We start from the raw sequence: 25,151 nt of genomic DNA, 5'->3' as shown, positions 1-25,151 counted from the left end.
GAGCAGCATCGATGACGGATGGGGTCTCGCGCCGCCGGTTTGCCACGCTGGCGGGATTGTCCGCAGCCGGGATTGCGAGTCCCCTTGAGGCGGTCGAGGCCAAGCCGGCACGGCCGCCGCGCAATGCAGGCGGCTTTCCTGCGGGCTTTCTCTGGGGCACGGCGACCTCGTCCTATCAGGTCGAGGGCGCGGTCGAGGAGGATGGGCGAGGGGCCTCGATCTGGGACAAGTTCGTCCGCATCCCCGGCAAGATCGAGGACGGCACCACCGGCGACCGCGCCAACGAGCACTATCACCGCTACAAGGAGGACATCGCCCTCATCAAGGAGCTCGGCTGCAAGGCCTATCGCTTCTCGGTGGCCTGGCCGCGGCTGTTTCCCGACGGCGACGGCAAGCCCAATCCGAAAGGGCTCGACTTCTACCACCGTCTGGTCGACGAGCTCCTTAAGAACGGCATCGAGCCGTGGCTGACCCTTTATCATTGGGATCTGCCGCAATCGCTCGAGGACCGTTTCGGCGGCTGGCGTTCGACCGAGACCTGCAAGATCTTCGGCGACTACGCGGCCTATGTCGCCGCGCACCTCACCGACCGGGTCAGGAACGTGTTCACGCTGAACGAGAGCGGGCGCTTCGTCTATTTCGGTTACGGCATCGGCATCGACGCGCCGGGCTTGAAGCTGCCGCAAGCCGCCGTCAACCAGATCAGGCACAACAGCGCGCTGGCGCACGGGCTTGCGGTGCAGGCGGTGCGCGCCCTTGGCCGCCGCGGCACCAGGGTGGGGCCGGCCGAGAACATCGATGCCTGCGCGCCTGCGTTCGACACGCCGGAAAACGTGCGCGCCGCGGAGATCGCGCTGCGCGAGATGAATGCCGGCTATCTCAACGTCATCATGACGGGCCGTTATACCGACGCCTTCCTGAAATACGCCGGGACCAACGCGCCGAAATACACCGATGCGGAGCTCAAGATCATCTCGTCGCCGGTCGACTTCCTCGGCCTGAACATCTATGCGCCGCAGAACTACGTGGTGGCGTCCGACCAGGGCGCGGGCTTCAAGCCGCTGCCGATCCCGAAATCGTTCCCGCACATGAATTCGGACTGGCTGCGCGTCGGGCCCGAGACGATCTACTGGGTGCCGAAGCTGGCGGCGAAGATCTGGAAGACGGATGCGATCTATATCAGCGAGAACGGCACCTCCGGCGACGATGTGGTGTCGCCCGACGGCAAGATCTACGACACCGACCGCATCATGTATTTGCGCAATTATCTCGCCCAGCTCCAGCGCGCCACCGACGAAGGCGTGCCGGTGCGCGGCTATTTCCTCTGGAGCCTGATGGACAATTTCGAGTGGGTGTATGGCCTCAACAAGCGTTTCGGGCTGTACCACGTCAATTTCGACACCCAGGTCCGCACGGCAAAACTCAGCGCCAGCTTCTACCGCAACGTGATCGCGAGGAACGCGGCGGGGGCGTAGCTCTTCTCCCTCTCCCCGTTCTTACGGGGAGAGGGCAGGGGTGAGGGGCTCTCTCCGCGAGTCCATCTGTCGCCGTCCTTGCTGAAGCTCCCCCTCACCCGGATTTTCCGCTGCGCGTAAAATCCGGCCTCTCCCCGCACGCGGGGAGAGGCGAAGAAGGCGCCGTGCATTGACTCCACTCTCCCGCTTATTCAAAACCGTCTTCAACACCCATAAACAAGAGGACGACGCCAATGGCTGACGCGCTGATCATCGATGCCTGCCGGACCCCGCGGGGCATCGGCAAGGCCGGCAAGGGAGCCCTGTCGGGCATTCATCCGCAGCAGCTCGGGGCAACCGTGCTGCGCGCGCTCGCCGACCGCACCGGCATCGACACTGCCGATGTCGACGACATCGTCTGGGGCTGCAGCGCGCAGGTGGCAACGCAGAGCGGCGATCTCGGCCGCATGTCGGCGCTCGATGCCGGCTACGACGTGCGTGCCAGCGCGGTGACGCTCGACCGCTTCTGCGGCAGCGGCATCACCAGCGTCAACATGGCGGCATCCTCGATCATGGCGGGTGCGGAGGACCTCGTCATCGCCGGCGGCTGTGAGATGATGTCGATGGAGGGACGCCGCGGCGGCGGCCCGATGATGATGGACGGCGGCAATCTGCGCCTGCGGGCACGGCATCCGCAGTCGCATCAGGGCGTCTGCGCCGATGCGATCGCGACGCTGGAGGGCATCACCCGAAGGGATGTCGACGCGCTCGGGCTGGAGAGCCAGAAGCGCGCCGCGCATGCGATCGCGAACGGCCACTTCAAGAAGAGCCTCGTGCCGGTCCACCGCGAGGACGGCAGCCTGGCGCTGGACCACGAAGAATACCCGCGGCCGCAGACCACGATGGAAGGCCTCAGCAGCCTGAAGCCGGCGTTTCCGGCGATCGCGGACTACGCGCTCGACGACAAGGGCACGACCTATCGCGGCCTGATCCTGCAAAAGTACCCTGATCTCGACATCGACTTCGTGCATCACGCCGGCAATTCCTCCGGCGTCGTCGACGGCGCCGCTGCGATCCTGCTGGCCTCGCCCGCTTACGCCAAGGCCCATGGCCTCAAAGCCCGGGCCCGCGTGGTCGCGATGGCCAACATGGGGGACTCGCCGACCCTGATGCTGAACGCACCGGGACCGGCAACGCGCAAGGTGCTGGCCAGGGCCGGCCTCACCATCGACGACATCGACCTGTTCGAGATCAACGAGGCCTTCGCCGTGGTGGCGGAAAAATATATCCGCGACCTCAAGCTCGACCGGGCCAAGGTCAACGTCAACGGCGGCTCGATCGCGCTCGGCCATCCCATCGGCGCCACCGGCTCGATCCTGATCGGCACGGTGCTGGACGAGCTCGAGCGGCGCGACCTCAAGCGCGGTCTCGTCACCATGTGCGCCGCCGGCGGCATGGCGCCGGCCATCATCATCGAGCGCGTCTAGCCAGTCGCCCCTCACTTTCTCCCCGTTTTTACGGGGAGGAAGACCGGCGACCTGCGATCCGACCCTTATTTTTCAGGGTGAAACATGCGCCTGCTTTCACAAAGAGGCCGGTCGTCGCTTGTCGAAAGCGGCGAATCAGTTCTAGCAAGATGTCGTGCGGGCCTTTGAAACAAGGCAAAAACCGCTGCCCGAGGCTTCCTCCGCTCCGGAAGGTGCTAAAATGCAGGGTTTTTTGTCACAGCAGGCCAGAAAAGCCCGTAATTTCGCGACAAAACTGTGCAGAAGGCTATAGGCCTTCAACGGTTGGTCTAATATGCAACCGGCAACGAATCAGAGGAGACACGATGCCAACCCAGATGTCCAAATCGCAGTTGATCGAAAAGATTGCGACCGCCACCGAGCTTTCCAAGCGTGACGTCAAGAACGTCATGGAGACGTTGACCGACGTCGGCCACAAGGAGCTCAAGAAGAACGGCCTGTTCCTGGTGCCGGGCTTCGCCAAGTTCGTGGTCATCAAGAAGCCCGCGACCAAGGCGCGCAAGGGCACCAACCCGTTCACGGGTGAAGAGATGATGTTCAAGGCCAAGCCGGCCCGGAAGATCGTCCGCGCCCGCCCGGTCAAGGCCGCCAAGGACGCCGTGGGCTAACAACGCAAAGGCCCCCTCGAACGAGGGGGCCTTTTGTCTGGGGCTGCCGCGAGGGCCTGAGACGGAGGGCTCAACCCTTGCGGCGCTTCACCCGGACCGTAACAGGCTGAAGCCGCGGCTCGGGTCCTGCGAGCGTATCGCGAATCCGGTCGATCGCCCGATCGAGCAATTGGCGCAGCCGCTGCGTCTTCCGCGATCGCTTCGCTCTTTCCAGCAGTTTCTTCATCGCCTTCACTCCGCCGCTTCTTTGGCTTCAGCCGGTTCGAGCGCCGCGGCGATGGCTTCGTCGACGCGCTCCAGCCAGATGAATTCGAGGTTGTCCCGCGCGCTCTTCGGGATGTCGTCGTAATCCCGCTTGTTGCGCGCCGGCAGCATCACCCGCTTCAGGCCGGCAGCCGCCGCCGCCACCACCTTCTCCTTGATGCCGCCGACCGGCAGCACCAGGCCGCGCAGCGAGATCTCGCCCGTCATCGCGGTGTCGCTGCGCACCGTGCGGTTGGCAAGCAGGGACGTCAGCGCCGTGAACATCGCAACGCCCGCGCTCGGCCCGTCCTTCGGGGTTGCCCCCGCCGGGACGTGAACGTGGATGTCGCTCTTCTCGAACGCCTGCGGATCGATGCCGAGCTGGGAGGCCCGGCTCTTCACCAGCGTCAGCGCAGCCTGCACGCTCTCGCGCATGACGTCGCCGAGCTGGCCGGTCAGGATCAGCCCGCCCTTGCCGGGCACGCGCGTGGCCTCGATGAACAGGATGTCACCGCCGACCGGCGTCCAGGCGAGGCCAGTGGCAACGCCCGGAACGCTGGTGCGCAGTGCGATCTCGCCCTCGAAGCGCGGCTGGCCGAGCACGGTGGCGATGTCGTTTGCCGTCACCACGACCTTCGTGGCCGTGCCTTCGGCGACCTGCACCGCGGCATGGCGGAACACCTTGCCGATTTCGCGCTCGAGGTTACGCACGCCGGCTTCACGGGTGTAGCCCTTGACGATCAGCTTCAAGGCCTCCGGCTCGATCTCGGCCTGCTCGGCCGAGAGGCCATTGGCCTCGAGCTGCCGCCGCACCAGATAGCGCCGCGCGATCTCCAGCTTCTCGTCCTCGGTATAGCCGGCGAGGCTGATCAGCTCCATGCGGTCCAGCAGCGGACCCGGGATCTGGTCCAGCATGTTGGCGGTCGCGATGAACACCACGCGCGACAGGTCGAAGGGCACGCCCAGATAGTTGTCCCGGAACGTCCCGTTCTGCTCGGGGTCGAGAACCTCCAGCATGGCGGCGGAAGGATCGCCCTGGACGCCGCGGCCCATCTTGTCGATCTCGTCAAGCATCATGACACAGTTGCGCGCACCCGCCTTCTTGATGCCCTGGATGATGTTGCCGGGCAGCGCACCGATATAGGTGCGGCGGTGACCGCGGATCTCGGCCTCGTCATGCACGCCGCCCAGGCTGACGCGCACGAACGGGCGATCCATCGCGCGCGCGATGGACTGGCCGAGCGAGGTCTTGCCGACGCCGGGCGGGCCGACGAAGCAGAGGATCGGGGCCTTGCCCTGCGGGGCGAGCTTGCGCACCGCCAGATATTCGATGATCCGGCTCTTGATCTTTTCCAAGCCGAAATGGTCGGCATCCAGGATGGCTCGCGCCTGCTTGATGTCGATCGGCTTCTCCGCGGGCAGCGCCCAGGGCAGCTCGATCAGCCAGTCGAGGTAAGTGCGGACCATGCCGGCTTCGCCGGCAGCCTCCGGCATGCGCTCGTAGCGGCGCAGCTCCTTCCTGGCATGCGCCTCCGCCTCCGGCGGCATGTTGGCCTTGGCGATCGCAGCCGTCAGCTCGGTGACCTCGGCGGCCTTGCCGTCGCCTTCGCCGAGCTGGCGCTGGATGGTCGCCATCTGCTCGCGCAGGATCGCCTCGCGCTGCCGCTCGTCGAAGGAGGCCTTGGTCTGCTGGCCGATCTCGTTGGAAATGCGCAGCACCTCGAGCCGCTCGGCCAGGTGCTTCGACACCTTGTCGATGCGGAGCGCGAGGTCGATGGTCTCCAGCACCTCCTGCTTGTCCTGCGGCTTGATGTCCATGAACGAGGTCGCCAGGTCCGCCAGCGCGCCGGGCGCGCTGGTGCCCTGGAACATCGCGGCGAGCTCGGGCGGCGCCTGCGGCAGCAGCTCGATCGCCTCGATGGCCTGGCGCTGCAGGTTCAGCGCGCGGGCCTCGATCTCGGGCGAGGTCGTGGTCGGCTCGGGGATCTGCTGGAAGCGCGCGGCGGGGAACGGCGTCCCGGGCAGGAAGTCGAGGATGCGTGCGCGCTGCACGCCCTGGCAGACGATGTGATGGGTGCCGTCGGGCGCGGTGATGTAGCGCACGATGTTGGCAATGGTTGCGACCCTATAGAGGTCGTCCGGCCCGGGGTCGTTGGTCTCGGGGCTGCGCTGCAGGACGATGCCGATCGGCCGCTGCTCGCGCAGCGCCTGCTGCGCGGCGGCAATCGACTTCGCCCGGCCGATCGTGATCGGCGCGATGGCGCCGGGAAACAGCACCATCTCGCGCACGGGGACGATGATCAGCGCGTCGTCGGGGATCTTCACGTCGTTATTGGTCTGTTCGTTGTTCATCTGTTCGGTGGCCATGATCGACCTCAGGATTTCGCGAGGCGCAGTGCGACGCAGCCGTCCATCACGAAGCGGCTGATGGCGTAGCGGCCGAGGGGAAGCGCGATGCGGCGCTCGAAGCGGCCCTGCGGCAGCTCGAGCCGATGGATGCGGGCGTTGCGAAGCTCCGGCGGGAGCGTGCGCTGACCCGAGATGACGAGAACGCCGTCATGGATGACGGTCTCGACATTGTCCGGATTGACGCCGGGAAGCGCGACAAGGATCAGGAGCTCACGCTCGGTTTCGAGCACGTCGATCGGCGGTTCCCAGCAGGCTTCCTGGCGGCCGAACTGCTGGCGCAGCCGATCGGCGCGGGTCAGCGAGTCCAGGGCTTCGGACAGCATCCAGTCGAGGGGATTTTTGGGTTGCATGATGCGGGCTCGGGGCTGGGAAAGCCTGCATATGGGGCTGGTTCCAAGGAAATCCAGTGCGGTGGCGCGCACGTGCCATGCGCCGCAGTGCGATCAAGGCAAGCGAACGCCGCGGCATGCGGCCGCGACGTTCCGTTCATTGGCAGGGCGCGCGGTCAGGCCGCTGCGCGGTACTCTTCTTCCGCTTCGAGGTTGATCACGGAGGTGGCGAGCTCGGTCAGCGTCCGATCGGTCGCTTCTTCCTCGTCCAGCGTCTCCTGGAGCAGCCTTGCTGCGTCCTGCATGCCGAGCTCCTCGGCCCAGGTGCGCAGCGTGCCGTAGCGGGAGATCTCGTAGTGCTCGACCGACTGCGCTGCCGCGAGCAGTCCGGCATCGAGCGCTGGCGCGCCCTTGAACTCCTTCATGATCTCGGCGCCCTCGTCGGCAATGCCGTTGATGGCTTCGCAGGGCTTGCCGCGTGCCGGCTTGCCCAGCATCTTGAAGATCTGGTCGAGCCGTTTGACCTGGCCCTGGGTCTCGCGCAAATGCTTGTTGAAGGCGGCCGCAAGCTCCTTGGAATTCGCGGCCTTGGCCATCTTGGGCAGGGTCTTGATGATCTTGTTCTCTGCGAAATAGATGTCCTTCAGCGTCTCCAGAAACAGGTCGCTGAGCATCTTCGGCGCCGGACGCGGCCGGCGCGCCGCGGTCTTCTTTGTCGTGCGTTTCTTCGCTCGTTTAGCCATACGTCCTCCTCATGAGGCGACACGGGAAGGCCTCGCCTTCCTCAATCCTCGGCCGATCAAAGCCGTCGGAGAACGAAAGTTCCAAACTGCAACCGCGCTCAGGTCGGCCGTTTGAAAGGGTCTTCCTGACGCTGGCGCTCTTCCGTTGCGCGATCAAGGCGTGCGCGCTCGCTGCGGCGCAAGTTGCCGGCCTTCATCACCCCGTAGACGAGGACCGCGCCGAGCACGAACGCGCCGATGAACCAGAGCCAAAGCATCTGGGCCGAGGCGTGGCCCAAGAGCATGCTAACTCCACTGTCGCTCATGATGGGTCTCCACAATTGTCCATTGCTGTCACGCTGAGCTAAGTCGGCGGCCGAAGCCTCGTTCCATGCGGCCGCGGCCCGCGGCGTCAGACCAGGTCGGCCAGCGGTTGCGGAAATGCCGTGCTCTCGCGCGTCCTTGGCATGAGGCTCGCCGCCTATTCCGTGCAGTTCGTCATCAACGGGGTCGCGGCGGTCCGGACAGTTTGCCCTAGGGCTTGGCGGCAGGATCCGGGACGCTTTCGCTTGCACTGTCACGTTGCTTTGACGTACTTCCGGTCCAACAAGCCCTTCGACAGGAAAGCGACATGTCGCTGACAGCGGACGAGCTCGCCAAGAGACAGGCCATTATCGAGGCCTGCCGGCGCATGAACGCGCTCGGCATCAACCAGGGCACATCGGGCAATATCAGCGTCCGGCATGCGGACGGGCTCCTGGTCACGCCCACCAGCGTGCCCTATGAGGCCATGAGTCCGGACCAGATCGTCTTCATGGCCATGGACGGCTCGCACGCGCCCGGCCAGAAGCCGTCGAGCGAATGGCGCTTTCATCGCGACATCCTGAAGTCGCGGCCCGACGTCAACGCCGTCGTGCACGCCCACCCGACCTATTGCACCATCCTGGCGATCATGGGCATGGAGATCCCGCCCGTGCATTACATGATCGCGGCGGCGGGCGGCGACAGCATCCGCTGCGCGCCCTACGCGACGTTCGGAACGGCGGAGCTGTCTGAGCATGCGGTGCGGGCGCTGGAGGGCCGCCTGGCCTGCCTGCTCGACCATCACGGCATGATCGCGATCGGCAAGACCTTGGACAAGGCGATGTGGCTCGCGGTCGAGGTCGAGACGTTGGCGCGGCAATATCACGGCTGTCTGCAGATCGGACAACCGCCGCTGCTTCCGAGCGAGGAGATCGAACGGGTCCGCCAGCGCATGGCCGGTTACGGCCTGTCGGAAGGGTAGGAGGCGGGCCAGACGATGTTGGTGCGGATCAGGCATCTCGTCGATCGCAAGAAGACGAACCGCACCATGGTTCGGCTGCGTGCGCTGTTGCGCAGCAACGAGTTCTATTTGATCCCGCTCGCGCTCGTGATCGGCACGCTCGCGGGTGCCGTCGTGACGCTGATGGCCCACATCGCCCAGATCGCGCATGTCGTGATCTACGGCATTCCCGTTGATGTCCACCTGTCGGCCCACGCGAGCGTCAGTCCGTGGGCGGCATTGATCGCGCCTGCACTCGGCGGGCTCGCGCTCGGCATCATGGAATGGTCGCGACGGCGCATGAAGATCTCTAACGCCGTCGACCCGATCGAGGCCAACGCGCTGCGCGGCGGCAATCTGTCGATGCGCGACAGCGTGGTGGTGTCGAGCCAGACCCTGATCTCGAACGGCTGCGGCGCCTCGGTCGGCCTCGAGGCCGGCTATACCCAGATCGGCTCCGGCATCGCCTCGCTGCTCGGCAAGTTCTTCAATCTCCGTCGCAACGATCTGCGCCTGATGGTCGGTTGCGGGGCGGCGGCAGCGATCGCGGCGGCGTTCGGCGCGCCGATCACCGGCGCCTTCTACGCCTGCGAGCTGATCGTCGGCGTCTATTCGGTCGGCAGCGCAGCGCCGATCCTGGCGGCCTCGCTGGCGGGCGCCCTGACCGCGCAATGGCTCGGCGGCGCGCCCTATTCGCTGGAGATACCCAAGGTCAGCGCCGTCGGCGTCGAGCAGTATCTCGCCTTGATCGGGCTCGCCCTCATCACCAGCGGCGTCGGCATCGCCGTGATGCGCTCCTCGCCGGTGTTCGAGCGGCTGTTCGCCTGGATGCCGGTCTGGCTGCGTCCCGTGATCGGCGGCCTCATCGTCGGCGGGTTCGCCATCATCACGCCGCAGGTTCTCGCGGCCGGCCATGGCGCCATGGTGCTCGATCTCTTCCACGACATGACGATCGGCCTGATCGCGCTGATCATCGCCTTGAAGGTGACGGCCTGCCTGATCTCGCTCGCCTCGGGGTTTCGCGGCGGCCTGTTCTTCGCCTCGCTGTTCGTCGGCAGCCTGATCGGAAAGTTCTTCGCCGAGCTGTTGGAGCTGATCAGTCCGCATTTCGTGATCGACCCCCTGGTGGCGATGCTGACCGGCATGGCGACGCTCGGCGTCGCCATCGTCGGCGGCCCGCTCACGATGTCGTTCCTGGTGCTCGAGATGACACGCAATGTCGACGTCACCGCCGTGGTGCTGGCCGGCTGCATCGTCACCTCGATCTGCGTCCGCTTCATGTTCGGCCATTCCTTCTCGACCTGGCGCCTGCATCTGCGCGGCGAGACCATTCGCAGCGCCAACGACGTCGGCTGGCTGCGCAACCTCACGGTCGAGCGCCTGATGCGCTCGGACGTCGGCAAGGTGCCGTCGACCACGACGATCGCCGCCGCGCGCCGCGAGTTCGCGCTCGGCTCGCGGCCGGGAATCGTCATCGTCAACAATGCGGACGAATATATCGGCCTCGTCCTGCTGCCCGATTTGTTCGCCAGCGACCTCGATACCATCGCCGACGACATCCAGGTGATCGAGCTCGCCCGCCTGATCGACATCGTGCTGATCCCGGAAATGAACGTGAAGTCGGCGATGGCGGTGTTCGACGAAGCCGAGGCGGAGATGCTGGCGGTGGTCGATTCCACCGACAGCCGCAAGGTGGTCGGCTTCCTCACCGAGAACTTCGCCCGCCGCCGCTATGTCGAGGAGATCGACAAGGCGACGAGGGGCGTGCTGGGGGCGCTGTCGTAGGCGCGGCTACCGGCCGGGTGGGGTTGCGACGAGCCAGGCAACGATCCGGCGGACCAGCGGCAGCACCAGGAGCAGCGTCGGGAAGGCGACGAGCCAGGACAGTCCCCAGGCGCCCGGCCAGGTCGCCAGGAACGCCGGCGTTGCCCCCAGGCTCCGCAGCGTCGAAATGACCGACACCACGGCCGTCATGAGGATGGACAGCACGAATGGCATCACGATCGGCGCATAGCGCGCCGGCAGTTTGCGAACCACGATCATCTGGTTTCTCTTGGAGAAGGACGCGTCAGTCACGTTGAACCCGAAAATGGCATCGATCCCGACGGCGTCGGTTGATGCGTTGGTTCACGTGAAACGCTTACGGCGACCGAAAAACGGCGCGGCTGTTCATTATCCGCTCAGGTTGGATGGTTCAAGCTGGATCTGATCGTTCGGTTTACAATCGTTCAAAGCGTGGCAGATCGCCGCGATCATGAAACCATTTCAGTGGTTTGCGGATTATAGATCGTTTGCTTATGTTTCTTTGGGCGAGAAGAGAGGGAATACGAAAATGAGTATTGGACCCGTGATTTCCGCTGCCGGCCGCAACACGATCGTGGTCACGCTTGCGAGCCTCGCCCTGATTGCGGCTTCCGCATCCCCGTCCGCAGCGGCTTCGGCCGGGACACCGGCCGCCAAGGCGGCCGTGGCCGGTCAGGCTGCCTCCGACGTCACCGATTTCAGCGCACACCGGCGGCGTTACTATCGACGCGGGCCGAATGCCGCGGGTCTCGCCTTCATGGGCATGGCCGCAGGTCTGATCGGAGGCGCGATCGCCGAGAGCCGCCGCCAGGAATACTATGAAAACCGCTATTATTATGGTTATGGCCCGCGTCCCTACTACGGCGGTCCCGGCTATTACGGCGGCGGTCCTTACTACTACGATCCGGGCTATCGTTACGCACCATACTGAGCGGTCGGCGGCAGCACAGGTCTTTCGGCCGGACACGGCGCGTCCAAGCTAAATCCGTTACCCCTACGGGACCCGGGTGTGTCGCCGGGCTGTCAACCCACCCGCGCGAAAACATTCCGCTTTACCGAAATTCGGAAATATCGTATGTCTCGCCCGTCCCGGCTCATCCAAGAGGGGCGATCTTGTGGTCGTCACTGTCGCGAGCCGGGCTTGCGGTGGGCGCGGCAGCGTCGGCACGAGAGGTGCGGGCAGGGCGGGTAGTCCCTGTGAGTCCGTAACCGCGTGCGGACGACGGCGCTGCTAGGCTTCGTCTCGTCTGTAAGTTTCCAGCTTTGTCGACAGGGCTCGGGAATACTGCGGCGAAATGGCGGGCCGTGCGTACGGCAAAACCGTGTGGTCCTGGCCGTCGTTGCTACGGTCAAGCTTCTGCGGAGGTGCGAGCGAGCCCAACCGGGCGGACTGCATCATGCAATTCGCGGGGCGAGGGAGGCCAGAAGGAATTCGGCTCCCGGGAGAGCGCGGCATAAGCCGTCCGACCATCGCGCAGGGAAGGCCGAGTGTTTGGCTACACCTGTATGCTGCTGTGCGGTTCTTTTGCGCTACCTTTCGCGCAGCGGACCGCGGGTGCCAGTCGGCACCCGGTCTTCCCTGCGCCCTCTTGGCTAGAGAGGGTCGAGCAATCAAGCAAGGCTCGGGCGAATATGCCGCGAGGACGCGAAGGCGTGTCTGCAAGCAAGATGCGAGCCGAAAGAGCAATGCAGTTGCCTCATACTCCGTCATTGCGAGCGCAGCGAAGCAATCCAGAATCCCTCCGTGGAAAGACTCTGGATTGCTTCGCTGCGCTCGCAATGACGAGGAGGAGAGTGTGCGCACCACACTTCGCTCTCGTGCCCCGGACGCCATCACGCGTTTACGCGCGTCTTCGACGCGCTATGGCAGCGTCCCTTCGACGATGCGCTGCAGAGCCGGGGCCCACGTCGCGGCATCGTGCCGTATCGCTCTGGGTCCCGGCTCTGCGCTGCCACGCTCAAAGCGTTGCAGCTTGTCCGGGACACGTTCGTGAGCACGATTGCCGCCTCACATATGGACTCAGCCTGCGCAATCCGGTTCAATGGGACATTGAGCTTCCAGGCGACAACGATGTCGAAATATCTGCTGGTCCTTCTCTTGGTTGCCGCGCCGGCGGCGGCGCAGATCAAGCCCACGCCGAAGAGCGCGGCGGCGCGTCCCGACCCCTGCGCACCGATCGGGCGGACCGCGGACGGCAAGCTGGTCTATTCCATGAAATGCGAGAACCTGCCGGGGCCGCCCGCACCGCCGCCGCAGGCGGAACTGAAGGAGGCGCCGGCCGCGGCCGAGCCGGAGCCGGAGGTCAGGCGGAGCGGCATATTCGGCTGGTCCTACGACCGCAGGTGATGTGGCTTCGCCCCTTGCGCGAAGCCCGATGGAGTGCTTTTTGCTGAAAGTTCCCGCGGGGCGCATCGCCCCCGATCCAGAGAGATGAGATGAGCAAACTCGTTATCCGCGCCGGCGATTTCACCTTCGATGCCCGTTTCGAGGAGCAAGCGGCGCCCAAGACCGTCGCCGCTTTCCGCAAGGCGCTGCCGTTCGAAAGCCACATCATCCATGTGCGCTGGAGCGGCGAGGGCGTGTGGATGCCGCTCGGCGACCTCGACTTCGGCGTCGGCTACGAGAACCACACCAGCTATCCGGCGCCCGGCCAGATCATCCTCTATCCCGGCGGCATCAGCGAGACCGAGATCCTGCTGGCCTATGGCGGCGTGCATTTCGCGAGCAAGATGGGCCAGCTCGCCGGCAACCATTTCATCACGCTGACCTCGGGCCTGGAGAATCTGGCGACGCTGGGCAAGAGCGTGCTGTGGAAGGGCGCGCTGCCGATCCGCTTTGAGGAAGTCTGAGTGACTGAGCCCCGCTACCCGCGCGATCTCCGCGGTTACGGCCGCAACCCGCCGCATCCGCAATGGCCCGGTGACGCGCGGGTCGCGGTGCAGTTCGTCGTCAATTTCGAAGAGGGCGGCGAGAACAACATCCTGCACGGCGACCGCGCCTCGGAAGCCTTCCTGTCCGACGTACTCGGCGCGCAGCCCTGGCCCGGCCAGCGCCACGCCAACATCGAATCCATGTTCGAATATGGCTCGCGCGCCGGCTTCTGGCGGCTGTGGCGGATGTTCAACGAGCGGAAGTGGCCGACCACGGTGTTCGGTGTCGCCACCGCGCTGAAGCGCAATCCCGAGATCGTTGCTGCCATGAAGGAGGCGGGCTGGGATATCGCCAGCCACAGCCTGAAATGGATCGAGCACAAGGATATGACCGAGGCGCAGGAGCGCGCCGAGATCGCCGAGTCCATCCGCGTCCATACCGAGGCGACGGGCTCGCGTCCGCTCGGCTGGTACACCGGGCGCTCCTCGATCAACACCAATCGTCTGTTGATGGAGGAGGGCGGCTTCCTCTATCTCTGCGACTCCTACGCCGACGATTTGCCCTATTGGGTCAAGGGCACGGGCGGCAAGCAGCTCATCATTCCCTATACGCTCGATGCCAACGACATGCGGTTCATCAACCCGCAGGGCTTTGCCGAGGGCGAGCAGTTCTTCACCTATCTGAAGGACGCCTTCGACGTGCTCTACGCGGAAGGTGAGACCGCGCCGAAGATGATGTCGGTCGGCCTGCATTGCCGCCTCGCCGGCCGGCCCGGCCGCGCAGCGGGCCTTATCCGCTTTCTCGACTATATCGGCAAGCACGAGCGCGTCTGGGTGCCGACGCGGCTGCAGATCGCGCAGCACTGGCACGACAAGCACGCCCACCTTGCCGCCGACGCATTCGAGATCGGGTGAGATGATGTCGCAGATTTCGCTCGGCGATCTCAACGCTGCAAGCACGGCCGACTTCGTCGCGGTGCTCGCCAACGTCGTCGAATATTCGCCGTGGATCGCCGAGCAGCTCGCGGCAAAGCGGCCGTTCGCCGGCATCAATGAGCTGCACGGCGCGCTGATGGCGGCAATCCAGAGTGCCGAGCCCGACGTGCAGCTGGCATTGATCCGGGCGCATCCCGATCTCGCCAACAAGACCCAGCGCGCCGCCGGCCTCACCGCGGAATCGACCGACGAGCAGAACAGCGCCGGCCTCGACCGGCTATCGGATGCCGAATATTCCGCGTTCGAGCGGGCCAACAACGCCTATCGCGACAAGTTCGGCTTCCCCTATATCGTCTGCGTGCGCCGTCACACCAAGGATTCCGTGCTGCGCGACTTCGAGGCCCGGCTGCTCAACATCGCCAAGACCGAGACAAGACGTGCGATCGAGGAGATCGGCCGCATCTCCGCGCTGCGGCTCGACCAGCTCGTCGTCGCCGATGACAGGCTGAAGGTGCACGGCCGGCTCTCGACCCATGTGCTGGACAACCAGATCGGCAAGCCCGCGCCGGGCATTCCGATTGAGCTCGTGGAGCTCGCGAGCCTTGGCGAGAACCGCATCATCGCGCGCGCGGTGACCAATGCCGATGGCCGCACCGACGGGCCGCTGATCGGCGGCCGTCCGCTGCCGATCGGCCGCTACGAGCTGCGCTTCAGCGTTGCCAAATATTATGCCGCGCGCAACGTGCCGCTGTCCGACCCGCCGTTCCTCGACGAGATCCCGCTGCGCTTTGCGATCAGCGAGCCGGAAAGCCATTACCACGTGCCGCTGCTGGTCACGCCCTGGAGCTACTCGACCTATCGCGGCAGCTAGCCCCCAAACCTGTCGAGCAGCGCCGGAAACAGCCGGTCCGGCTTGAAGGGTGGTGCAGTAAAGCGAATGCCGGTGGCATCCGCAATCGCGTTGCCAAGCGCGGCGGCGACCGGATTGTACGGGCTCTCGCTCATCGATTTCGCGCCGAGCGGTCCGATCGTGTCGGACGTGTCGGCGAAGAACACTTCCGTGCGCGGCACGTCGGCGAATGAGGGCAGGTGGTAGTCGCGGAATTTCGGATTGATGACGCGGCCGTTCGCGTCGATCACCATCTCCTCGTAGAGCGCAGCGCCGAGCGCCTGCGCCACGCCGCCTTCGACCTGACCGCGGCACTGCATGGGATTGGCGACCACGCCCGCGTCGGCGGCGTGCACGCTCCTGAGAATCCGGAGCTCGCCGGTGCCCTTGTTCACCGCGACGCGAAAGCCCTGCACGTTGAACCCGACCGATCGCGGCGTGCCGCCGGACGTGCCGCTGCCTGCGAACGGCCGTCCGCGCTCGCGGGCGAGCTTCGCCAGCTCCGCAAAAGGCATGCGGCGGACGCCGCTGACGACAGCGTCCGCATCGAGCGCGCAAGTCTCCACATCGCACAGCCAGGCGCCGGCGGCTGCCGCCTTCAACTCGCTCGCAAGCTGCACGGCTGCCGCATGCGTCGCCTTGCCCGCAACGAAGGTGCCGGCGCTGCCATACGCGCCGGTGTCGTGGCCGCCATGGGCGGTGTCGGACTGGCGCAGATGGATCCTCTCGACCGTGGTCGCCAGCGTGGTCGCCGCGATCTGGCGATGCACGGTGCTGGTGCCGTTGCCGAACTCGGCCGTGCCGACGGTGAGGTCGAAGCCGCCGTCGTCGTTGAGCGCGATCGCAGCATCGGCGAAGTGGCCGGCCGGCGGCACGGTGTCGATCATGGTCAGCGCGATGCCATCGCCGATCAGCCAATCCGGCGACAGCTCCGGCTGCGGGTCATCGGCCTGCATCGCGCGCTCGACGAGGTCGAGGCACTGGTCGAGCCCATAGGAGCCGTAGAGCACGTCGTGGTATTCGGACGGCGGCGGCGACAGCATGGGATCGCCGGGCCTCACGATATTGCGCCGCCGCATCTCGTAAGGGTTGATGCCAAGTTGCCTCGCCAGTTCGTCGATCGCGGCTTCCACCGCGATCAACGCCTGCGGCAGGCCATAGCCGCGAAACGCCCCTGCCGGCACGGTGTTGGTGTAGACGGCGACGCCGTCGACCCGCTTGTTCGGGCAATTGTAGACGGCGATGGACTCGGCCAGCGCGTGGAACATCACCGGACCGGCATGATTGCCGTAGGCGCCGGTGTTGGAGAGCACGTCGAGCTGGAGCGCAGTGAGCTTGCCCTCGCTGTCGGCGCCGGCCTTGACGTGGATCCGCATCGGATGCCGCGTCGAGGTCGCGATGAACTGCTCCTCGCGTGTCAGCTCCAGCTTGACCGGCCGCCCCGTCCTCAGCGCGGCGAGCGCCAGGATGTCCTCGACGAACATCTCCTGCTTGCCGCCGAACCCGCCGCCGACGCGTTCGCAGAACACGCGGACCTTGTCCATGGGGAGCTGGAAGATGTCCGACAGCGCACGCCGGGTCAGGAACGGCACCTGCGTCGAGGTGCGGACATTGAGCACGCCGGTGTAGTCGAGCCAGGCGAGGCCGCCATGGGTCTCCAGTGCGGCGTGCTGCACACGGTGACTGTGGAAAGTGGCCTCATAGGTAGCGGCAGATGTTGCAAGCGCCGATGCGACATCGCCGAACTCGCCGTGCGTCTCCGCGACCAGGTTGCGCTGGGCATCGGCCACGCGGTTCGCGCTGGTGCGGTCGGGATGAATGACCGGCGCGCCCGGTGCCATCGCCTGCTCGGGATCGATCAGCGCCGGCAGGATCTCGTAACTGACTTTCAGCTCGCGGCACGCCGCCTCGGCAGCGGCTTCGGTCTCGGCGACGACGGCGGCAACCTTCTGGCCGATGAAACGGACGACGTCGTCGAGGACGCGGGTATCCTCCGGGTCCATCCAGTCCTTCTCGTGCCGCGCCGTCGACATCAGGACGGACGGCGCATCCTCATGCGTCAGCACGGCGTGCACGCCGGGGATGCCCAGAGCGTCCGACTTGTCGATCGCGACGATCCTGGCGTGGGCGTGCGACGATCGCAGCAGCTTGATGTGGAGCAGGCCGTCGATTGCGGTGTCGAACGTGTAGCGTGCCGTGCCGCGGACCACGTCGGGGCCTGCGGGGGCCGGCAGGCTGCGGCCGAAGGCGGCGCCGGCCTCGACGCTCGCCTCGACATTGGTCTTGCCGATGATCGCGTCCTCGATCGAGCGATAGCCGGTGCAGCGGCAGATGTTGCCCTTCAGCGCCGCGCCGAGGTCGGTGCGCTGCGCCTGGTTCAGCGAGGCGCAGGTCAGGATCATGCCGGCGGTGCAGAAGCCGCATTGGAAGCCCTGCGCATCGAGGAAGGCCTGCTGCATCGGATGCGTGCCATGATCGCCGCCAAGGCCTTCGATCGTAGTCACGGTGCGGCCCTCGGCCCGGAACGCCGGGATCAGGCAGCTATGCACGGGCTCGCCGTCGAGCAGCACGGTGCAGGCGCCGCAGTCGCCGGCATCGCAGCCCTTCTTCACGCCGAAATGACCAAGCTCCCGCAGGAACGTGCGCAGGCACTGGCCGGCGCGCGGCTCCTGAGAAAATGCCTTGCCGTTGACCTCAAGGCTCATGCGGGTGTCGCTCCCAGCAGTTCGCCGCGAATTTCCTCGGCAAGGCGCAGCGTCATGTGCTTGCGCCAAAGTGGCGTGCCATGGATGTCCGTGTGGTACAGATCGTCTGTAATCTCCTGCATGAGCGCGGCGCGCAGCGCGCTCGAGTCCGGGGCTTTGCGGAGGCGCAGCTGGATCGGCCGCACCGTCGACGCGGTGATTGTGAGCGTCAGCGTGTCGTCGGCTTCGAGGCTGCCGATCAAGAGCGCTGCCGAGCGGCCGACCGGCGCCAGCGAGATCTGGCGGAATGCTGTGCGGCGCTTCAGTGCGGGAAGCGGGACGTCGATCTGCCGCAGAAGGTCGCCTGGCATCAGGCGATTGCATTGGTTGCCGGTGACGAATTCGGCGACGGGAAGCCTCTGTTCACCGCCGCCGGCCGTCCAGATGGTGCAGACGCCGTCGAGCGCCGAGGCGAGCGAGATCATCGGTCCCGCCGGCAGCGACATGCAGAGATTGCCGCCGACGGTCGCGGTCTTCCAGATCTTGAACGAGGCAAGGAAGGCCCGGCAGCATTGGTTGATCAGCGGCGCCGCGAGCCAATCGGACGGGCAGGCGAGTCCATCGAGCTCTGCGATGGTGCAGGTGGCCGCGATCGAGAGGTGGCTCTCGGTGATCGTCAGCGCCGGCCATTTCAGATCGGTGAGATCGATCAGTCGTGTCAGATGCGTTTGCGGCTCCGAGAACAGCCAGGTGCCGCCTGCGAGCCAAGCATCACCTGCCGTCCAAACGGGCAGCTGCGCGCGCGTTTGCGGATGGGCGACGGCTGTGATGGTATTCAAGTCCATGGCTGCGCCAACGCGTCCCAAGGGTGAATGGTCCGAGAGAAGTGTTGCAAGACGGGAGCCAAGTGGCAACAGCAAGTCGCAGCAAGGACGCAAGTCGTCCTACGCCTTGCGGCTCCGCTGTCAGCTTGTGTGAGGAGAACCAGGATCATGAGTGAGGCAAGTCCAACCTGGATCAGGGATCCGCTGGCCATCCTCGCCGACGGGGCCGAGCGCGGCATTGTCGTCAAGGACGGCCGGATCGTGGAGCTCGTGCCGGCGGGCGGTGTGCCGGCAAGTGCGGATGTCGCAGTGTTCGACGCGGCCGAGCACGTCGTGCTGCCGGGCTTGATCAACACGCATCATCATTTCTACCAGACGCTGACGCGGGCGCTGCCGGCCGCTATGGACCGCGAGCTGTTCCCCTGGCTCCAGGCGCTCTATCCGGTGTGGGCGAGGCTGACGCCCGAAGCGCTCGAGCTCGGCGTCACCGTGGCGATGTCCGAGCTGTTGCTCTCCGGCTGCACCACTACGACGGATCATCATTACGTCTTCCCGGCGGGGCTCGAGGAATCCGTCGATATCGAGGTGGCGGTGGCGAAGCGCCTCGGCGTGCGCGTGCTGCTGACGCGCGGCTCGATGAACCTGTCGCAGCGCGACGGCGGCCTGCCGCCGGACAGCGTCGTGCAGGACGAGGACACCATTCTCGCCGACAGCGCCCGCGTGGTCGCCAAGCATCACCAGCGCGGCGCGGACGCGATGGTGCAGATCGCGCTCGCGCCATGCTCGCCGTTCTCGGTGACGACGTCGCTGATGCGCGCCACGGCCGATCTCGCCGACAAGGTCGACGTGCGCCTGCACACCCATCTCGCCGAGACCGAGGACGAGAACAGATTCTGCCAGCAGATGTATGGCTGCCGCCCGCTCGACTATCTCGAGCAATGCGGCTGGCTCAACGCGCGGACCTGGCTCGCCCATGGAATCTTCTTCAATCCGGACGAGATGAGACGGCTCGGCAAGGCCGGCACGACCGTCAGCCATTGTGCGTGCAGCAACCAGCTGCTCGCGTCCGGCTGTTGCCCGGTGTGCGACATGGAAGAAGCCGGCGTCGGGATCGGCATTGGTGTCGACGGCTCGGCCTCCAACGACGGATCGAACCTGATGCAGGAGGTCCGGGCCGCTTTCCTGCTGCAGCGGGCGCGCTATGGCGTGACGAAGGTCAGCCACAAGGATGCGCTGCGCTGGGCCACCAAGGGCTCGGCGGCGTGTGTCGGCCGGCCGGAACTCGGCGACATCGCCGTCGGCAAGGCCGCCGATCTTGCGCTGTTCAGGCTCGACGAGCTGCGCTTCTCCGGCCACGGCGATCCACTGGCCGCGCTCGTGCTGTGCGGGGCGCATCGCGCCGACCGGGTGATGGTGGCTGGAAAATGGGCGGTGATCGACGGTGCGATCCCGGGGCTCGATGTCGCCGATCTCATCCGTCGCCACAGTTCCGCGGCGCAGGCTATGCAGGCGGGATAGTCGGGGCGAAATAAAAAAAGGGGGCAGCCACAAGTGCCGGGTGCTTCTGGCCACCCCCTCCGAACCTCCTCCGGGAGGAGCAGGTGATTTAGCCAATGCAAGAAGCGTGCTACTTGCCCGGCAGCTTGTCGTCGATGCCCTTCACGTAGAAATTCATGCCGAGGATCTGGCCGTCATCCAGGTGATCGCCGCCCTTGCACTCGACCGGCTTGCCGTCCTGCCCAACGATCGGGCATTTGAACGGATGCAGCTTGCCAGCGGTGATCGCGGCCTGGGCATCCTCAGCCATTTTTTTCACATCGTCAGGCATGTTGGTGTAGGGCGCCATCGCGAACATGTGGCTGTCGAGGCCGCCCCAGGTGTCCTCGGACTTCCAGGTGCCGGCGAGCTCGGCCTTGACGCGCTCGATGTAATAGGGGCCCCAGGTGTCGAGGATCGAGGTCAGCTGGGTCTTGGGCCCGAACTTGATCATCTCGGAATCCTGCCCGAAGGCCAGCTTGCCGCGCTCGCTGGCGATCTGCATGGCCGCGGGCGAATCCGTGTGCTGCATGATCACGTCGGCGCCCTGGTCGATCAGCGCCTTGGCGGCGTCGGCCTCCTTGCCCGGGTCGAACCAGGTGTTGGCCCAGATGATCTTGACCTTGATGTTCGGGTTGATGGTCTGCGCCGCCAGGATCGTCGCATTGATGCCGGAGACGACCTCCGGAATCGGGAACGAGCCGATATAGCCGAGCACGCCCGACTTCGACATCTTGGCCGCGATCAGGCCTTGAATGTAGCGGCCCTGATACCATTTCGCCGAATAGGTCGACATGTTCGGGTTGCGCTTGTAGCCGGTGGCGTGCTCGAAATGCACGTTCGGGTATTTCTTGGCGACCTTCAGCGTCGGATCCATGTAGCCGAACGAGGTGGTGAAGATCAGCTTGTTGCCGGCGCGGACGAGCTGCTCGATCGCTCGCTCGGAGTCCGGGCCTTCGGGCACGTTCTCGAGATAGGTGGTCTCGATCTTGTCGCCCAGTTCCTTCACCAGCGCCTGGCGACCGAGGTCGTGCTGATAGGTCCAGCCGAGGTCTCCGATCGGACCGAGATAAATGAAGCCGACTTTCAGCTTGTCGGCGGCGGAGGCCGCACTGACACTTCCGGCGAGCAAGAGCCCGGCAGCCAGTGCAAGAAGTGATTTCCTCATCATCAATCTCCAAACATCGGGGGAAGCCACAATCCGCCGCATGCGCGCCCCTTCGCGCACACTGCGGAAACGAAATCTAGCGGTCGGGCACGAACACCGTGCCGAGCGCGGCCGGTGCGGTCGAGCCGCCCGTGCGCGCGCGGGAGAGCAGGACCAGCACGATGACGGTCGCAAGGTAAGGCAGCGCCGACATGAATTGCGAGGGAATGCCGACGCCCCAACCTTGCGCGTGCAGCTGCAGGATCGTCACCGCGCCGAACAGATAGGCGCCGACGACGAGCCGGCCCGGCCGCCAGGACGAAAACACCACCAGCGCCAATGCGATCCAGCCGCGCCCCGCGGTCATACCTGGAATGAAGAACGGCGTATAGGCGAGCGGCAGATAGGCGCCCGCAAGACCCGCGCAGGCGCCGCCGAACATCACCGCGAAGGTGCGGATGCGCAGTACGGGATAGCCGAGCGCATGCGCGGAAACGTGATTGTCGCCGCAGGCGCGCAAGATCAGTCCCGCCCGGGTGCGGTACAGGAACCACCACACGCCGACGATCAGCGCGATCGAGAAATAGACGAAGCCGTCCTCGCCGAACAGCACGCGGCCGATCAGCGGAATATCGGTCAGGACAGGGATATGGAGGTGCACCGCGGGCGTGATGCGCTCGCCGACGAAGCCGGCGCCGATCAGGCCCGAGAGCCCGACGCCGAGGATGGTCAGCGCGAGGCCGGTTGCGACCTGGTTGACGGCGAGCCCGAGCGCCATCAGCGCGAACACGAGCGACATCAGCGTGCCCGCGACGATGCCGAACAGCGCGCCGATAAAGGTTGATCCGGTCAGCCACGCGCCGGCAAAGCCACAGGCCGCGCCGACGATCATCATGCCCTCGACGCCGAGATTGAGCACGCCGGAACGCTCGACCACGAGCTCGCCCGTCGCCGCAATCAACAGCGGCGTCGACGCGGCGAGCACCGCCAGGATGATGGCCTCAACCAGCACCACGGGCCACCTGTCGGTTCGGGAACACCAGCTTGAAGCGGTAGAGAATGAGGGAGTCGCAGGCGAGCACGTAGAACAGCAGAATGCCCTGAAAGACCTTGGTGACATCCAGCGGAATCTTCATCGCGATCTGCGCCTGCTCGCCGCCGATAAAGGTCAACGCGAGGAAGAGGCCTGCAATTAATATTCCAAGCGGGTTCAACCGGCCGAGGAAGGCGACGATGATCGCGGTAAAGCCGTAGCCGGGCGAGATGCCGGGCTGGAGATGCCCGACCGGCCCCGCCACCTCGATGATGCCGGCAAGCCCGGCCAGCGCCCCGGAGACGGCGAAGGTCAGGATGATCAGCTGGTTGGCGTTGAAGCCGCCGAACCGCGCTGCACGCGGCGCGGCGCCGACCACGCGGATCTCGAAACCTTTGATGGTGCGCCCGAGCAGGATCGCGGCTGCGGCGACGACGAGCAGGGCGATGATCGAGCCGACATGGAGCCGGCCGCCCTCGATCAGCAACGGCACCGTCGCCACCGGATCGAACTCGGCCGTGGTCGGGAAATTGAAGCCGTGCGGATCGCGCCAGGGACCGCGCACGAGATAGTCGAGGAAAAGGTCGGCGACATAGACCAGCATCAGGCTGGTCAGGATCTCGCTGGCGCCGAACTTCACCCTGCAGATCGCAGGGATCAGCGCATAGACCGCGCCCGCGGCGGCGGCGAGGACGAGCATGGCCGGCAGCACCCAGGCGCGGGCGTCAGTGCCTTGCGTCTTCACCGCGATCCAGCTTCCCGCGACGGCGCCGATCAGGAATTGCCCTTCGGCGCCGATGTTCCAGGCGTTGGCGAGATAGCACAGCGACAGGCCGATCGCGATCATCACCAGGGGCGTTGCCTTCACCGCGATCTCCTGGAGCGAATAGCCGTCGGTCAGGGGCGCAATGAAATAGGCGTGCAGGGCAAGCAGCGGATTCTTGCCGAGGATCGCGAACAGGATGACCATGGTGACGATCGTAAGGCCAATCGCAATCAGGGGGGACACCAGCGCGATCGTATTGGAGCGCTCGGCACGCTTCTCAAGCACCAGCTGCATGCGCGACCTCCTTCGGCTCCAGGCTGCTGCCGCCCATCAGAAGGCCCAGCTTCTCGCGGCTTGCTTCGCCTGCCGAGAGCGGAGCCGACAGCTTGCCGTGGAACATCACGGCGATGCGGTCGGCGATCTCGGCGAGCTCGTCGAGATCCTGGCTGGTCACGAGCACCGCGGCGCCTGCGGTGGCGAGATCAAGCAGCGCCTGACGGATGACGGCGGCAGCGCCGGCGTCGACGCCCCAGGTCGGCTGGCTCACCACCAGCACCGCGGGGTTGCGCAGGATCTCGCGTCCCACGATGAACTTCTGCAGATTGCCGCCGGACAGGCTCGCGGCCTCGGGATCGCGCTTGGCCTTGCGGACGTCGAAGGTTTCGGTCGCGCGGTCGGCCGTTCTCAGCGTGGCCGCCGTATCGATGAAGCCGCGATGGACCATGCCGCTGGCGGCATGGCCGGTGAGCAGCGCATTCTCCGACAGCCTCATCCGTGGCGCCGTGCCGTGGCCGAGCCGCTCCTCGGGAACGAAAGCTGCGCCCAGCTTTCGCCGTTGGGTGATCGAAAGATGACCGGCGGCGATGCCTTCGATCACCACCGTTCCGGGGTCCTTCGAGAGGCGCTCGCCGGACAGCGCGGCGAACAATTCGTCCTGGCCGTTGCCGGCGACGCCGGCGATGCCGAGGATCTCGCCGCCCTTTAGCTCGAATGAGATGTGCTCGAGCCGCACGCCATGCGCCTCGGCGGGGGCGAGCGAGAGATCGTTGACGACGAGCCGCGGCACGGTGGTCTTGCGGCCGGATGCGGCCTTCACTTCCTTGACCTCGCCGCCGACCATCATCCGCGCAAGTGAGGCGGCGGTTTCGAGCCGAGGATTGCAGGTCTCGACCTTCCTGCCGCCGCGCAGGATCGTCGCGGTGTCGCAGAGCCGTTTCACCTCCTCCAGCTTGTGGCTGATATAGAGGATGGCGCGGCCTTCGGCCTTGAGGCGCTCCAACACGATGAAGAGCTGGTCGGCTTCCTGCGGCGTCAGCACCGCGGTGGGCTCGTCCAGGATCAGGAATTTCGGATTCTGCATCAAGGCGCGGACGATCTCGATGCGCTGACGCTCGCCGACGGAGAGTTGCCACACCTCGCGCCTGGGATCGAGCGGCAGACCGTAAGTCTTGGACACCTGTTCCAGCCGGGCCGACATGTCCTTGAAGGATTCCTTTCCATCGAGGCCGAGCGCGACGTTCTCGGCCACCGTGAGATTGTCGAACAGCGAGAAGTGCTGGAACACCATGCCGATGCCGCGGCTGCGCGCTTCGGACGGACCGGACAGCACGATTCGCTCGCCCTGCCAGTGAATCTCGCCGGCGCTGGGCTGGATCAGTCCGTAGATCGCCTTGACCAGCGTCGACTTGCCGGCGCCGTTCTCGCCCAGCAGGGCGTGGATTTCCCTCGGCCAGATGTCGATATCGATGCAATCGTTGGCAAGGAAATCCCCGTAACGCTTGGTGAGGCCGATGGTCCTCAGGAGCGGGGATTTGCCGGAATGCTGGCCGTTGGGCGTCGGATCTAACATTCGCTGATGCGCTTGCATGGGTGAAGTGCCTCAATACTGGGCCAGTTTGGACCGCGGTGTAAGATGTGAAAAAGCATCATCCCTTGCTCAACGCTTCGGCAGGCCCGTGGGCCAGCGCTCGTCGTCGACTCCGGGCGATCAATTCCCGCAAACGGCACCTGGACGGTGGGGGTTATCGCGTCCGCGAGTCGGTCCTCTGTTGCAAATTTGTGACGGTTC

The 25,151-nt window shown here is 65.6% G+C and carries 23 protein-coding genes and 1 pseudogene; 12 read left to right on the top strand and 12 right to left on the bottom strand.

All coding sequences use genetic code 11. The annotated features are described in order from the left end of the window. The first annotated feature begins 11 nt into the window (after window positions 1-11). The 3 genes from N2602_RS28380 to N2602_RS28370 all read left to right on the top strand — a co-directional run bounded on the left by N2602_RS28380 (window position 12) and on the right by N2602_RS28370 (window position 3,588). Complete coding sequence (locus N2602_RS28380) at window positions 12-1,475, top strand: GH1 family beta-glucosidase (protein ID WP_260380142.1); 1,464 nt, start codon at window positions 12-14, stop codon at window positions 1,473-1,475. Window positions 1,476-1,708: 233 nt separating this feature from the next. Continuing rightward, window positions 1,709-2,941 (top strand): acetyl-CoA C-acetyltransferase, encoded by a 1,233-nt coding sequence (locus tag N2602_RS28375; protein WP_260380141.1) that lies wholly within the window; start codon window positions 1,709-1,711, stop codon window positions 2,939-2,941. 344 nt (window positions 2,942-3,285) lie between these two features. Then, window positions 3,286-3,588 (top strand): HU family DNA-binding protein, encoded by a 303-nt coding sequence (locus N2602_RS28370; RefSeq protein ID WP_018320691.1) that lies wholly within the window; start codon window positions 3,286-3,288, stop codon window positions 3,586-3,588. Window positions 3,589-3,658: 70 nt separating this feature from the next. Here N2602_RS28370 and N2602_RS28365 read toward each other — a convergent pair whose 3' ends face one another. The 5 genes from N2602_RS28365 to N2602_RS28345 all read right to left on the bottom strand — a co-directional run bounded on the left by N2602_RS28365 (window position 3,659) and on the right by N2602_RS28345 (window position 7,617). After that, window positions 3,659-3,823 carry a hypothetical protein gene (locus tag N2602_RS28365; RefSeq protein ID WP_260383832.1) on the bottom strand — a complete coding sequence of 55 codons (165 nt, stop codon included), beginning with the start codon at window positions 3,821-3,823 and terminating at the stop codon, window positions 3,659-3,661. Next, a complete protein-coding gene (gene lon / locus N2602_RS28360) occupies window positions 3,820-6,198 on the bottom strand; it encodes an endopeptidase La (RefSeq protein WP_260380140.1) in 2,379 nt (792 codons plus the stop codon). Before lon ends, N2602_RS28365 begins: the two co-directional genes overlap by 4 nt. An 8-nt stretch (window positions 6,199-6,206) precedes the next feature. Then, window positions 6,207-6,590: an Hsp20/alpha crystallin family protein gene (locus N2602_RS28355; protein WP_024342525.1), complete on the bottom strand. Its 384-nt coding sequence runs from the start codon at window positions 6,588-6,590 to the stop codon at window positions 6,207-6,209. A 155-nt stretch (window positions 6,591-6,745) separates the two neighbouring features. Then, window positions 6,746-7,312, bottom strand: coding sequence for a ferritin-like domain-containing protein (locus N2602_RS28350; protein ID WP_172785533.1), 567 nt, complete (start codon window positions 7,310-7,312; stop codon window positions 6,746-6,748). A gap of 98 nt (window positions 7,313-7,410) precedes the next feature. Beyond that, a complete protein-coding gene (locus tag N2602_RS28345; RefSeq protein ID WP_172785532.1) occupies window positions 7,411-7,617 on the bottom strand; it encodes a hypothetical protein in 207 nt (68 codons plus the stop codon). A gap of 108 nt (window positions 7,618-7,725) precedes the next feature. Here N2602_RS28345 and N2602_RS28340 point away from each other — a divergent pair. The 3 genes and pseudogenes from N2602_RS28340 to N2602_RS28330 all read left to right on the top strand — a co-directional run. Further along, window positions 7,726-7,815 (top strand): annotated as a pseudogene (locus tag N2602_RS28340) (MarC family protein); the annotation flags it as partial. Window positions 7,816-7,922: 107 nt separating this feature from the next. Continuing rightward, window positions 7,923-8,576 (top strand): L-fuculose-phosphate aldolase, encoded by a 654-nt coding sequence (locus tag N2602_RS28335; RefSeq protein ID WP_260380139.1) that lies wholly within the window; start codon window positions 7,923-7,925, stop codon window positions 8,574-8,576. A 15-nt stretch (window positions 8,577-8,591) separates the two neighbouring features. Beyond that, window positions 8,592-10,379, top strand: coding sequence for a chloride channel protein (locus N2602_RS28330; RefSeq protein WP_260380138.1), 1,788 nt, complete (start codon window positions 8,592-8,594; stop codon window positions 10,377-10,379). 6 nt (window positions 10,380-10,385) lie between these two features. On the opposite strand, the gene N2602_RS28325 is transcribed toward N2602_RS28330, so the two are convergent. Continuing rightward, a complete protein-coding gene (locus N2602_RS28325) occupies window positions 10,386-10,637 on the bottom strand; it encodes a DUF2798 domain-containing protein (protein WP_172785529.1) in 252 nt (83 codons plus the stop codon). A gap of 289 nt (window positions 10,638-10,926) precedes the next feature. Between N2602_RS28325 and N2602_RS28320 the strand changes: the two genes are divergently transcribed. The 5 genes from N2602_RS28320 to uraD all read left to right on the top strand — a co-directional run bounded on the left by N2602_RS28320 (window position 10,927) and on the right by uraD (window position 15,075). Further along, on the top strand, window positions 10,927-11,328 hold the full coding sequence (locus N2602_RS28320; RefSeq protein ID WP_260380137.1) for a hypothetical protein: 402 nt from the start codon (window positions 10,927-10,929) through the stop codon (window positions 11,326-11,328). A gap of 1,140 nt (window positions 11,329-12,468) precedes the next feature. Beyond that, window positions 12,469-12,744: a hypothetical protein gene (locus tag N2602_RS28315; RefSeq protein ID WP_260380136.1), complete on the top strand. Its 276-nt coding sequence runs from the start codon at window positions 12,469-12,471 to the stop codon at window positions 12,742-12,744. Window positions 12,745-12,833: 89 nt separating this feature from the next. Then, a complete protein-coding gene (locus N2602_RS28310; RefSeq protein WP_036045261.1) occupies window positions 12,834-13,247 on the top strand; it encodes a DUF3830 family protein in 414 nt (137 codons plus the stop codon). Next, a complete protein-coding gene (puuE, locus tag N2602_RS28305; RefSeq protein ID WP_260380135.1) occupies window positions 13,248-14,183 on the top strand; it encodes an allantoinase PuuE in 936 nt (311 codons plus the stop codon). A gap of 4 nt (window positions 14,184-14,187) precedes the next feature. Then, window positions 14,188-15,075, top strand: coding sequence for a 2-oxo-4-hydroxy-4-carboxy-5-ureidoimidazoline decarboxylase (gene uraD, locus N2602_RS28300; RefSeq protein ID WP_212255536.1), 888 nt, complete (start codon window positions 14,188-14,190; stop codon window positions 15,073-15,075). Here uraD and N2602_RS28295 read toward each other — a convergent pair. Beyond that, entirely contained in the window at window positions 15,072-17,798 is a 2,727-nt protein-coding gene (locus N2602_RS28295) for a molybdopterin cofactor-binding domain-containing protein (RefSeq protein ID WP_260380134.1), read from the bottom strand. The genes uraD and N2602_RS28295 overlap by 4 nt on opposite strands. After that, the gene (locus N2602_RS28290; protein WP_260380133.1) at window positions 17,795-18,622 is read right to left on the bottom strand and encodes an FAD binding domain-containing protein; all 828 of its coding nucleotides are present in this window, start codon (window positions 18,620-18,622) and stop codon (window positions 17,795-17,797) included. Before N2602_RS28290 ends, N2602_RS28295 begins: the two co-directional genes overlap by 4 nt. A gap of 147 nt (window positions 18,623-18,769) precedes the next feature. Between N2602_RS28290 and N2602_RS28285 the strand changes: the two genes are divergently transcribed. Beyond that, window positions 18,770-20,119 (top strand): 8-oxoguanine deaminase, encoded by a 1,350-nt coding sequence (locus N2602_RS28285; RefSeq protein ID WP_260380132.1) that lies wholly within the window; start codon window positions 18,770-18,772, stop codon window positions 20,117-20,119. Window positions 20,120-20,228: 109 nt separating this feature from the next. On the opposite strand, the gene N2602_RS28280 is transcribed toward N2602_RS28285, so the two are convergent. The 4 genes from N2602_RS28280 to N2602_RS28265 form a co-directional block, all read right to left on the bottom strand. Continuing rightward, the gene (locus N2602_RS28280) at window positions 20,229-21,305 is read right to left on the bottom strand and encodes a BMP family ABC transporter substrate-binding protein (RefSeq protein ID WP_172785522.1); all 1,077 of its coding nucleotides are present in this window, start codon (window positions 21,303-21,305) and stop codon (window positions 20,229-20,231) included. 76 nt (window positions 21,306-21,381) lie between these two features. Continuing rightward, a complete protein-coding gene (locus tag N2602_RS28275) occupies window positions 21,382-22,299 on the bottom strand; it encodes an ABC transporter permease (RefSeq protein WP_212255317.1) in 918 nt (305 codons plus the stop codon). Next, window positions 22,286-23,377, bottom strand: a complete 1,092-nt coding sequence (locus N2602_RS28270) for an ABC transporter permease (protein ID WP_260380131.1) — start codon at window positions 23,375-23,377, stop codon at window positions 22,286-22,288. The genes N2602_RS28275 and N2602_RS28270 overlap by 14 nt, the downstream gene beginning before the upstream one ends. Continuing rightward, window positions 23,361-24,932, bottom strand: a complete 1,572-nt coding sequence (locus N2602_RS28265; RefSeq protein ID WP_260380130.1) for an ABC transporter ATP-binding protein — start codon at window positions 24,930-24,932, stop codon at window positions 23,361-23,363. The genes N2602_RS28270 and N2602_RS28265 overlap by 17 nt, the downstream gene beginning before the upstream one ends. Window positions 24,933-25,151: the final 219 nt, after the last annotated feature.

The organism is Bradyrhizobium sp. NC92 (genome assembly GCF_025200865.1).
Classification (GTDB): domain Bacteria; phylum Pseudomonadota; class Alphaproteobacteria; order Rhizobiales; family Xanthobacteraceae; genus Bradyrhizobium.
This window is presented reverse-complemented; position numbering and strand designations above follow the sequence as displayed.